Source organism: Streptococcus agalactiae ATCC 13813 (genome assembly GCF_000186445.1).
Classification (GTDB): Bacteria; Bacillota; Bacilli; order Lactobacillales; family Streptococcaceae; genus Streptococcus; species Streptococcus agalactiae.
This window is the reverse complement of the sequence record NZ_GL636070.1, coordinates 2,200,950-2,212,408: the sequence shown is the minus strand read 5'-3', so window position 1 is coordinate 2,212,408 and position 11,459 is coordinate 2,200,950. Positions and strand designations below refer to the sequence as shown.

General features: G+C 38.5%; 12 protein-coding genes. 11 read left to right on the top strand and 1 reads right to left on the bottom strand.

From position 1 onward, the window contains the following. Positions 1–656, top strand: a 656-nt coding sequence (locus HMPREF9171_RS103110; protein ID WP_000520050.1) for an ROK family protein, incomplete at its 5' end; no start/stop codon positions are given. 7 nt (positions 657–663) lie between these two features. Next, positions 664–1,641 carry an alpha/beta fold hydrolase gene (locus tag HMPREF9171_RS103115; protein ID WP_000573450.1) on the top strand — a complete coding sequence of 326 codons (978 nt, stop codon included), beginning with the start codon at positions 664–666 and terminating at the stop codon, positions 1,639–1,641. A gap of 22 nt (positions 1,642–1,663) precedes the next feature. On the opposite strand, the gene HMPREF9171_RS103120 is transcribed toward HMPREF9171_RS103115, so the two are convergent. Beyond that, positions 1,664–2,467 (bottom strand): MurR/RpiR family transcriptional regulator, encoded by an 804-nt coding sequence (locus tag HMPREF9171_RS103120; RefSeq protein ID WP_000158188.1) that lies wholly within the window; start codon positions 2,465–2,467, stop codon positions 1,664–1,666. Between the two features lie 282 nt (positions 2,468–2,749). Here HMPREF9171_RS103120 and purD point away from each other — a divergent pair, with 282 nt between their 5' ends. The 9 genes from purD to HMPREF9171_RS103160 all read left to right on the top strand — a co-directional run bounded on the left by purD (position 2,750) and on the right by HMPREF9171_RS103160 (position 11,208). Further along, positions 2,750–4,012, top strand: coding sequence for a phosphoribosylamine--glycine ligase (gene purD / locus HMPREF9171_RS103125; protein ID WP_000772176.1), 1,263 nt, complete (start codon positions 2,750–2,752; stop codon positions 4,010–4,012). A gap of 285 nt (positions 4,013–4,297) precedes the next feature. After that, a complete protein-coding gene (purE, locus tag HMPREF9171_RS103130) occupies positions 4,298–4,786 on the top strand; it encodes a 5-(carboxyamino)imidazole ribonucleotide mutase (protein ID WP_001182533.1) in 489 nt (162 codons plus the stop codon). After that, positions 4,773–5,846, top strand: coding sequence for a 5-(carboxyamino)imidazole ribonucleotide synthase (purK, locus tag HMPREF9171_RS103135; protein ID WP_001084001.1), 1,074 nt, complete (start codon positions 4,773–4,775; stop codon positions 5,844–5,846). The genes purE and purK overlap by 14 nt, the downstream gene beginning before the upstream one ends. Before the next feature lie 177 nt (positions 5,847–6,023). Further along, positions 6,024–7,028 (top strand): hypothetical protein, encoded by a 1,005-nt coding sequence (locus HMPREF9171_RS103140; protein WP_000472458.1) that lies wholly within the window; start codon positions 6,024–6,026, stop codon positions 7,026–7,028. A gap of 279 nt (positions 7,029–7,307) precedes the next feature. Continuing rightward, a complete protein-coding gene (locus HMPREF9171_RS103145) occupies positions 7,308–7,679 on the top strand; it encodes a hypothetical protein (RefSeq protein ID WP_001872566.1) in 372 nt (123 codons plus the stop codon). After that, a complete protein-coding gene (locus HMPREF9171_RS103150) occupies positions 7,646–8,050 on the top strand; it encodes a DUF6261 family protein (protein WP_228305700.1) in 405 nt (134 codons plus the stop codon). The genes HMPREF9171_RS103145 and HMPREF9171_RS103150 overlap by 34 nt, the downstream gene beginning before the upstream one ends. A gap of 2 nt (positions 8,051–8,052) precedes the next feature. Then, entirely contained in the window at positions 8,053–8,787 is a 735-nt protein-coding gene (locus tag HMPREF9171_RS00400) for a hypothetical protein (RefSeq protein ID WP_248671256.1), read from the top strand. A gap of 67 nt (positions 8,788–8,854) precedes the next feature. Then, positions 8,855–10,153 carry an adenylosuccinate lyase gene (purB, locus tag HMPREF9171_RS103155; protein ID WP_000572889.1) on the top strand — a complete coding sequence of 433 codons (1,299 nt, stop codon included), beginning with the start codon at positions 8,855–8,857 and terminating at the stop codon, positions 10,151–10,153. A gap of 152 nt (positions 10,154–10,305) precedes the next feature. After that, a complete protein-coding gene (locus HMPREF9171_RS103160; RefSeq protein WP_000912098.1) occupies positions 10,306–11,208 on the top strand; it encodes a helix-turn-helix domain-containing protein in 903 nt (300 codons plus the stop codon). Positions 11,209–11,459: the final 251 nt, after the last annotated feature.

Below are 11,459 nucleotides of genomic sequence, written 5' to 3'. Positions count from 1 at the left end.
GTATATTTTACTCTGGTCCTCAAATTCCAAACTATGCTGGGACACAATTTAAGAAAGTTTTAGAAGACACTTATCAAGTACGCACAGAAATTGAAAATGATGTTAATTGTGCAGGATTAGCTGAAGCTGTCTCAGGTAGTGCCAAAGATAGTTCAATAGCGCTTTGTCTTACTATTGGAACAGGTATTGGTGGTTGTCTGATTATTGATAAAACAGTTTTTCATGGCTTTAGTAATTCTGCTTGTGAAGTTGGCTATATGCACCTTTCAGATGGTGATTTTCAAGATTTAGCCTCTACAACTGCACTGATTGCTGATGTTGCTAAAGCGCATGGAGATGAAATTAGCCGATGGGATGGACGTCGTATTTTTCAGGAGGCTAAAGAAGGCAATGAAAAATGTATTGCAAGTATAGATCGTATGATAAACTACCTTGGCCAAGGAATCGCTAATATGGTTTATGTGGTAAATCCTGAAAAAGTTGTTTTAGGTGGTGGAATCATGGCTCAAAAAGATTATTTACAAGATAAACTTAGTGAATCTTTGAAACGAAATCTTGTGACAAGTCTTGCTGAAAAAACAACAATAGTTTTTGCACAACACGAAAACCAAGCTGGTATGCTAGGAGCTTACTACCATTTTAAAAACAGGGGGTGACGGGTATATGATTGAAACAATGTCGCTAGATGACATGAGAGAATACCTAGGTCAAGACCAAATTCCCGAGGATTTTGATGACTTCTGGAAAAAACAAACAATGAAATATCAAGGGAATATTGAGTATCGTCTAGACAAAAAAGATTTCAATATTACTTTTGCACAAGCTTATGATCTTCATTTTAAAGGCAGCAATAACTCTATTGTCTATGCCAAATGTTTATTCCCTAAAACAAATAAACCCTATCCTGTAGTTTTTTATTTTCATGGTTACCAAAACCAAAGTCCTGACTGGAGTGACCAACTTAATTATGTAGCAGCAGGTTACGGCGTTGTTTCAATGGATGTTCGAGGTCAAGCTGGACAGTCTCAAGACAAGGGGCATTTTGATGGCATTACAGTTAAGGGCCAGATTGTGCGAGGAATGATCTCAGGACCAAATCATCTTTTTTATAAAGACATTTATCTTGATGTTTTCCAATTGATTGATATCATTGCTACATTAGAGAGTGTTGATAGTAATCAACTTTATAGTTATGGCTGGTCTCAAGGTGGAGCACTTGCTTTGATAGCTGCAGCTCTTAATCCCAAAATCGTCAAGACCGTTGCTGTTTACCCATTTTTGTCAGACTTTAGACGAGTATTAGATTTAGGGAATGTCAGTGAGCCTTATGACGAACTCTTCCGCTATTTTAAATATAGCGATCCTTTTCATAAAACAGAGAATAGTGTGTTAAAAACTTTGGCTTATATTGATGTTAAAAATTTTGCACATAGGATTTCTTGCCCAGTTGTTTTACTAACAGCCTTAAAAGATGATATTTGTCCTCCATCAACTCAATTTGCCATTTTTAACCGTCTGACATCAACTAAAAAGCATCTTTTATTACCAGACTATGGACATGATCCAATGACAGTGCAAGTAAAAGACTATATTTTTGATCAACTGACAGGAAGTCAATTTACGAAGCAAAAAATCGAGTAGATTATTTCTACTCGATTTTCATTTAGCGTTGAATAATGGTTTCTCTAAAAATTCGCTCTTTTTCTATTTTATTAATATCTAAAAATTGTGCATAGATAATATCTACCATGATTAACATTGGGATCTGAGGCGAAATTCTATTGCCGTAGTCTAAATGCCTAGCAGAGGCCACCTGAATAATCTTGTCAAAAGCATAGTCAATTGTGTGAGGTTGTTTTGTAAATAGAACGGTTTTAGCTCCGTGACAACTTGCGATTTTTAAGGCACCAATAACAGAGTTGGTGTTCCCAGAAAGTGAGAAGGCAATGACGAGGCATCTATCATTAACAATACTATTAGTCCATGAGAAACTATCTGTATCATCCAAAGCCTCACAAATCACTCCCAGCCTCATAAGGCGTATTTTAAATTCTTTAGCTACTAGCGATGAGCTCCCTTTGCCATAAAAATAAACACGATCAGCTTGCTCAATCATATGTGATACTTCTAGAAGCTGTTCTTCATCAATAATATCAGCGGATTTAGAAACCATCTCTTGATAATTCATAAATACTTTCTTAGTGTTGTCATTTTGAAGACCGTATAATTGTTGACTGATGGTCTCATGGCTTTTTAAATATTCAAAAACAAATTCACGATAGCCTTTAAACCCACATTTTTTAGCAAAACGCGTTAAGGCTGCTTGTGAAATGTGTAGTTGCTTAGTGACAATGGTAGAAGCAAGAGCGTCTTTTGAAATGGGTTGCCCCATAAAATAACAAGCAATTTCACGTTCTAAATCAGTCATTAAATCAAGAGCAGACTCAATTTGGTCATAAATAGTCATAATACACGGTCCTCTCCTCTTTAAGAAAGCGCTTAACATATTCAGTATAACATAAAGTTAGCGAGGGACCAAACTAAGTTCTAAGAAACAGCAATGATAAGTTTTAAATAGCAATATGAAGGATTAATAACATAATATATGTGAAGTATATGTTATGTTATTAATTTTTCAAAAAAGATGCAATAAAAAAACTTAAAAGCGAACAAATGTGTTATAATTTTATAAATAATACGTTTTTATTGTAAATTTCTTTTTATATTATTTAATAGGAGTTACTCTGATATGAAATTGCTTGTTGTTGGTTCTGGTGGTCGTGAGCATGCGATTGCTAAGAAGTTGTTAGCGTCTAAGAATGTGGATCAGGTTTTTGTGGCACCTGGTAATGATGGTATGACCTTGGATGGTCTAGACTTGGTAAACATCGGAATTTACGAACATTCTAGGCTGATTGACTTTGCTAAGGAGAATGAGATTGCTTGGACCTTTATTGGTCCTGATGATGCGCTAGCAGCTGGTATCGTTGATGATTTCAACAGTGCTGGACTCAGAGCTTTTGGTCCAACCAAGGCAGCAGCGGAGCTAGAGTGGTCAAAAGACTTTGCCAAGGAAATCATGGTTAAATACAATGTCCCAACAGCAGCCTATGGCACATTTTCAGATTTTGAAAAAGCTAAAGCCTACATCGAAGAGCAGGGCGCACCAATCGTGGTCAAGGCTGACGGCTTGGCGTTAGGCAAGGGTGTGGTCGTGGCTGAAACCGTTGAGCAGGCGGTAGAGGCGGCGCAAGAGATGCTTCTAGACAACAAGTTTGGCGACTCAGGAGCGCGTGTGGTTATCGAGGAATTCTTGGATGGCGAGGAGTTCTCCCTCTTTGCCTTCGCTAATGGCGACAAGTTCTACATCATGCCGACAGCTCAGGATCACAAGCGTGCTTATGACGGTGACAAGGGGCCAAACACAGGCGGTATGGGTGCCTATGCGCCAGTTCCCCACCTGCCTCAGAGCGTGGTGGATACGGCGGTTGAGACTATTGTTAAGCCTGTCCTTGAGGGTATGATTGCCGAAGGGCGTCCTTATCTAGGTATCCTCTATGCGGGGCTTATCCTGACAGCTGATGGTCCTAAGGTTATCGAGTTCAACTCACGTTTCGGTGACCCTGAAACTCAGGTTATCCTCCCTCGCCTGACTTCCGATTTCGCTCAGAACATTGACGACATCATGATGGGCATCGAGCCTTACATCACTTGGGGGAAGGACGGCGTGACTCTTGGCGTTGTCGTTGCTTCTGAAGGCTATCCGCTCGATTACGAGAAAGGCGTGCCATTGCCTGAAAAGACCGACGGCGACATCATCACCTACTATGCGGGAGCTAAGTTTGCGGAAAATGGCAAAGCACTGCTCTCAAACGGTGGACGAGTCTATATGCTTGTCACCACAGAAGACAGCGTCAAAGCAGGGCAGGACAAAATCTATACCCAACTAGCCCAACAAGACACCACAGGCCTCTTCTACCGAAACGACATCGGAAGCAAAGCTATTAAGTAATAAGACTACTCATTCAAATATTAGCGTCAGCAATCAGCGACCGAAGGTCGCTCCAAAAAGAAAGAAGAAAGGAACTGAACACGGGACTAATTTTCTAGTGAAAAAGATAAATCATCCTAGATGCTAAAGCATCTTCGTCAGATTTTTGCGTCGTAGGCGTCTGCTGCTAAAGCACCTAGTCGCCCTGACGTGGGTGCGTCTTCGAAATCAAAGATTTCGGACTTACCGCATATTTTTCTACGAAAATTTTCGACAAGTCGAAACGTCCCTTTGTATCTTAATATTATGCAACCAATTATTTCTATTATCATGGGTTCCAAATCCGACTGGACAACCATGCAAAAAACGACTGAAGTTCTAGATAACTTTGGCATTGCTTACGAGAAGAAAGTCGTCTCTGCCCACCGCACGCCTGACCTCATGTTCAAGCATGCTGAGGAGGCACGTGGTCGTGGTATCAAGATTATCATCGCTGGAGCAGGTGGGGCAGCCCACTTGCCTGGTATGGTGGCAGCTAAAACAACCCTGCCTGTTATTGGTGTGCCTGTCAAATCACGTGCCCTTTCAGGTTTGGATTCGCTCTATTCCATTGTGCAGATGCCTGGCGGTGTGCCTGTGGCAACCATGGCTATCGGAGAAGCGGGAGCGACTAACGCTGCCCTGACAGCCCTCCGTATCCTCTCTATCGAGGACCAAAATCTGGCTGATGCGCTAGCTCATTTCCATGAGGGACAAGGAAAAATCGCAGAGGAGTCAAGCAATGAACTCATTTAAGACCATTGGGATTATCGGTGGTGGTCAGCTGGGGCAGATGATGGCGATTGCGGCTATCTACATGGGCCACAAGGTTATCACGCTGGATCCTGCTAGCGACTGCCCTGCCTCCCGCGTTAGCGAGGTGATTGTGGCGCCTTACGATGATGTTGAGGCTTTGGGACAATTAGCTGCGCGTTGTAATGTTTTGACTTATGAGTTTGAGAATGTCGATGCCGACGGTCTGGATGCCGTTGTATCGGCTGGTCAGCTACCGCAGGGGACTGATTTGCTCCGCATTTCTCAAAACCGTATCTTTGAAAAAGACTTTCTGGCAAATAAGGCTGGTGTGACTGTCGCTCCTTACAAGGTGGTGACGTCTAGCCTTGACCTAGAGGGGCTTGACTTGACCAAGACCTATGTCCTCAAGACAGCGACAGGTGGTTATGATGGTCATGGGCAAAAGGTTCTCCGCTCAGCAGAAGACCTGCCAGAGGCGCAGCAATTAGCCAACTCAGCCGAGTGTGTCTTGGAAGAGTTTGTCAATTTCGATCTTGAGATCTCAGTCATCGTGTCTGGAAATGGTCAGGATGTGACGGTCTTTCCAGTTCAGGAAAATATCCATCGCAACAATATCCTTTCAAAAACCATCGTACCAGCTCGCATCTCAGACCAACTAGCTGACATGGCTAAGGAAATGGCGGTGCAGATTGCCAAGAAACTCCAGCTATCAGGAACCCTCTGTGTGGAAATGTTTGCGACCGCAGACGACATCATCGTCAATGAAATCGCCCCACGCCCCCACAACTCAGGGCACTATTCTATCGAAGCCTGCGACTTTTCACAGTTTGACACCCACATCTTGGGTGTACTGGGGCAACCTCTCCCACCAATCAAATTCCATGCTCCAGCCGTCATGCTCAATGTTCTCGGACAACACGTTCAGCAAGCAACTGACTATATTGTCGAAAACCCTAGCGCCCACCTCCACATGTATGGTAAACTAGAAGCGAAACATAACCGCAAAATGGGACATGTGACGGTGTTTAGTGATGTGCCTGATGAGGTGGAGGAGTTTTAGGGGAAGAGATTTGAGACAAGAAACAAAACACTTAATTTCTTACGGGATGGGTTATTTAGCAGCATACCTCTTTGTACAAAATAATTTTTTTCTAAATTTTTAGCTGTAATTATCATTGTTGGATTAGTATTTGTTTGGAGAAATAACTTATTTCAATGGATAAAATTAAAGTATGAATTGTTTAAACATATTAGAAATAGAGATTATTTTTTTGTTACGGAAAAAGGCTACAAAACAGATTTACAAAAACGTCGTGAATTAGGTAATGCGGTTTATGCTTTAACAAATATTGCATTTATTATAGTAGTCTTTATTTTTTCAATAATAACTAAACTCTTCGATATTCAATCTATGGGGTGGGGACAGTTACTGATAATTGGAGCTCTTTATATAGCAATGTTTGGAATTGTACTTGCTGTTCGGAATTATTTAACTGGACTTTATTATTATCTCTTACCTTGGCTGGTAATAGTTTGTACTGTAGATTATGTTGGTTCATATTCTAGTATTGAAGCAATTGTTATTTATATTATAGTCGTTTTGATTTCGTATATTATTTTAACAATATTATTGCCCTTACATTCATTACGAAAGATAACTAGTAGTACATGGATTTTTGGTGTTCTGACTACCTTGTTAGTTCCTCTTCTTTTAGAGTATATTTTTAAATACTATATGTTAGATACTTTAAAAGACAGTTTTGCAGCTCAGCCAATAACAATTCCACTACTTGAGAGTGCAAATATATCTTCTGATATTTTATCTTTTGTAAAAGAACATCCAGGTATTCTCGATATTATGAATAGGTTTAGAGAACTTTCTGTTTCTTATGAACTTAATTCAGCAACTTCTGAATTATCGGTAGTAAGATTTTTAGTATTGGCATCATACTCACTTGGAACAATAATCATTACTTTGAAAATTAAATTGGGTGAATCAAAAGCAAAAGATATCTGTTCAAGAATTAAGTTATCAAGTGATGTACAATATTGTGAGCTGAGAGATTGTATTTTTTATGGAGGAGAGAAGTATGAGAATAGGATAATGGGGAACGAAATCTTTGAAAATATTATTTTAAGTGAAGAAGGGAAGTATGATAAATATGTGGAGAGTACATGGTGGATAAAATATCCCTCTCAAGTTGTTAGAATATTTATATTAGTGCTCAAAAAATTAATTTAGGAGTTAATAGTAAAAAATTATAGGTTAAACTAACAAGGAGAGTATTAAGAAAATAAACGTTCTCCCCACCCCTAAACCACACCACCCTAACTTTATAAAGGTTGGTTTAACCATAAAATAGACCAATATAAAGTTATACAGGTTAGCCTGAAGATAAGTTTGAACCATTATAAAGTTAAACTAGTCTGTTTGATGGGAAAAGAAGCTATTATAAACTGATAGCAGTACTAAGTTGCTAAAAACTCATGATAATAACTTTAAATAGATAGGAGAAAAGGAATGAACTTAAAAACGTATGGTATAGAGAATTTAGTCACACAAAGTCTAAAATCCGACGAACTCTCTCAACTTTCTGCCGATACAGCGACAGCAGTCTTGGCTTATGTCAAAGACCACAAGGGAGAGTTGCTCTTGACCGCTCACGCTAACAACTTGCAGACAGCACAAGCGGATTTTCAAGCGGTGCAAAAAGGCAAGGTAGCCTCTGATTTGGTGAAGGACTTGGACGAAGCAGACAAAAAACGTGACAGAGCTTATCAAACGCTGGTCAATTTTGTGAAATCCTACGCCTATGTTGAGGGGAAAGAGATTGACAAGCCTATAAACAGCTCTCTCAAGTGCTTGCCGAACATAAGAATGTCACCAACTTAACCTATGAAGAAGAGACAGCTCAGTTGACACGCTTTTTTGAGAAAATGGCAGAGCCTGAAAAGCAAGCAGCCTTGACAAGTCTAAACCTTACTGTTCATTTTGACAATCTAAAAGCTGCGCAGCAACAATTTACCAAAACCAACCAAGCACGCTTGGAAGAGCAGACAGACACTAAAGTCGGAGCAAGTCTCAAGCAGAAAAAATTACTAAGAGCAAGCTACGACTACCTGATTGACCTTATCGCCATCCTTGCTTACGGACAACAAAATAATGTAGATCTGCAAAATCTTAAAGTCCAACTGAATACGATACGTAAACGTTATAAGGGGAGAGAAGGGAAGAAGAGTGGGAAGGAAGAGAAAGGGGAATAATGATGAATTGGGGAAAAATTTTTTTTGATCAAAACGGAGTTTTTCTTTGGTCTTCAATAACTTCATTATTAACTGTACTAGCTCTTATTGCTAATACGTGGTTAACATTGCACACAACGAAAAAACAAAATAAAGCCTCACAGGAAAATTTGAATCGTCAATTAGCTGAAACTAAAGAAAATAATGAAAGACAAATTTTAGCTTCCGAAGAAAATTTAAAAAGACAAATAAAATCTGATATTTTACTTAAATCTCAACAAAAATGGATTAACGACACGAGCCAAGGTCTTATTGATATTTTAAAATCATATCGTTTTATATTAAAGGCAGATTATTCTTCACCAAGAGGAACGTTTTCAGAAGAAAAAGAAAATGCCTATGCGGATTTTATAGGATGTGTGACATATCTTAGAGTTTTATTTGTTGAGGAAAATCCAGATATGAACAATTTACCAAAATTAAATATTAAGGAGAGTTTGGACCCTAAGTCACCTCATGAAATGTGTGGAGAACTACATAATAAATATATGGAAGCTAAAAAAAGTCAAGAACAGGCTAAATTAAAAAATTATGAAATACTTGAAGTTCTGGGTGATAAAGACAGTAATGATGGAAAAGCTCCAGTAATATTCGAATTACTAAAACAGTTGCTTGATAATATTGATGAGGTTGGAAAAAAGGGGATGATGACAAATTCACTTATCCAGACAACTATATCGTATATCAAGAGTATATAGATAAACTGACAGATGGCATAAGTTTGTATATTTCAATCAAACAAAAAGAAATAAAGGAGTCAATAACATGATCGAACGTTATTCACGCCCTGAGATGGCGGCAATTTGGACAGAGGAAAATAAATACCGTGCTTGGTTGGAGGTCGAGATTTTGGCTGACGAGGCATGGGCCGAGTTGGGTGAGATTCCTAAGGAGGATGTGGCTAAGATTCGTGAGAAGGCGGATTTTGACATTGACCGCATTCTTGAGATTGAGCAGGACACGCGTCACGATGTGGTGGCTTTCACTCGTGCGGTTTCTGAGACGCTTGGTGAGGAGCGCAAGTGGGTGCACTACGGTTTGACATCGACTGACGTGGTGGACACTGCCTACGGTTACCTCTACAAGCAGGCTAACGACATTATCCGTCGTGATCTTGAGAATTTCACAAATATCGTGGCTGACAAGGCTAAGGAGCACAAGTTCACCATCATGATGGGTCGTACCCACGGTGTTCACGCTGAGCCAACGACTTTCGGTCTTAAGTTGGCGACTTGGTACAGCGAGATGAAACGTAATATTGAGCGTTTTGAACATGCTGCCGCAGGTGTGGAAGCTGGTAAGATTTCAGGTGCCGTTGGTAACTTTGCTAACATTCCTCCATTCGTGGAACAATATGTCTGTGACAAATTAGGCATCCGTCCGCAAGAAATTTCAACACAGGTTCTTCCACGTGATCTCCACGCAGAATATTTTGCAGTGCTTGCAAGTATTGCAACATCTATCGAACGTATGGCGACAGAGATTCGTGGTCTGCAAAAATCAGAACAACGTGAAGTTGAAGAGTTCTTTGCCAAAGGTCAGAAAGGTAGCTCTGCTATGCCTCACAAACGCAACCCGATCGGTTCAGAGAACATGACTGGGCTAGCGCGCGTGATTCGTGGTCACATGGTGACAGCTTATGAGAACGTGGCACTTTGGCACGAGCGTGACATTTCGCACTCATCAGCTGAGCGTATCATCACACCAGACACAACTATCTTGATTGACTACATGCTCAACCGTTTTGGCAATATTGTTAAGAACTTGACTGTCTTCCCGGAAAATATGATGCGCAATATGGAATCAACTTTTGGTTTGATTTATAGTCAACGTGTTATGCTCAAATTGATTGAAAAAGGAATGACACGAGAAGAAGCTTATGACTTAGTTCAACCTAAGACAGCTTATTCCTGGGACAATCAAGTGGATTTCAAACCACTTTTAGAAGAAGACACCAAAGTTACCTCTTGTCTTACACAGGAAGAACTTGATGAACTATTTAATCCGATTTATTACACAAAACGTGTTGATGATATTTTTGAAAGACTAGGATTAGAAAAATAAGAAAATTCCATTACCGGTTAACGTTTTTTTAACCAGTAATGGAATTTTTATTGATTTAAAAGGAATTAATATTAAAAAAACATACTTAAAATGAGTTTATTATGATAATATATAATAAGAAGAAAAATTTAGGAGTTAGTTTTTAAAGGAAAATGTTAAAACATTTTGGTAGTAAAGTAAGAAATTTGAGAGTAACTAGAAATATTACTCGCGAAGATTTTTGTGGTGATGAAACTGAGTTATCTGTAAGACAATTAGCTAGGATTGAAAGTGGACAGTCAATTCCAAACTTGACTAAAGCTCACTACATAGCTAAACAATTGAATGTAAAATTGGATATTTTAACAGGAGGAGAGAGCTTAGAATTACCTAAACGGTATAAAGAGTTGAAGTACAAATTGTTGCGTACCCCGACTTACGGAGATGCTAATAGACTTGCAGTTAGAGAAGCATATTTTGATGAAATCTATGAAGTATTTTATGAGGAGCTCCCAGAAGATGAAAGACTAATTATTGATTGTATGCAATCAAAATTAGATGTTCATTTTTCTGTTAATGATAATTTTGGAATCACTATTTTACATGACTACTTTGATCAAATTAAGAAAAAAAAGGAATATACCACAAATGATTTTGTTATGATAGATTTATATTTACTTTGCTTTTCTATTAACTATGGAATGAAGAGCTTGTATTCTTTAGAGAACTATCATTTTATTATGTCAAAATTGTTAGAGCAAGATAATTTACTTCCTGAGGATAATTTTCAATTGAACAACGTTTTATTAAATCATGTCGAATTAGCTTTTCAATTTAAGCAGAAAAAATATGTACAGCAAATTATTCATAGAAGTAATGCTATTATGACAGAAATCCATGATTTTCAAAAAAGACCAATACTAAGCTTAATAGAGTGGAAATATTTATTAATTATTGAAAAAGATAGAACAAAAGCAGAAACATGTTTTAAACAATCAATTCTATTTGCAGAGTTAATAGGTGATCTATATTTAAAAGGAAAATTAATAGAGGAGTGGAATAAAGATTTAACATGACAAGGATGTCATGTAGATAAATGTCAGTCATTGATATACTGTGTTTACAAATTAAGTAAGGAGTAAATCAGATGACTTTAGTTATTAAACTTGTTGGAACTTTGTTAACAATGGGGTGGTGGGGTCTATGACTTCTAAATATTTTAAAGTAGTTTAGCATAGTCCACCCTATCTATCGTTTGTTAGTGTAGATAAATTATATGTATCACTTACCTTCTTTAAATAAGGGAGATACTAATACACCAACTTAG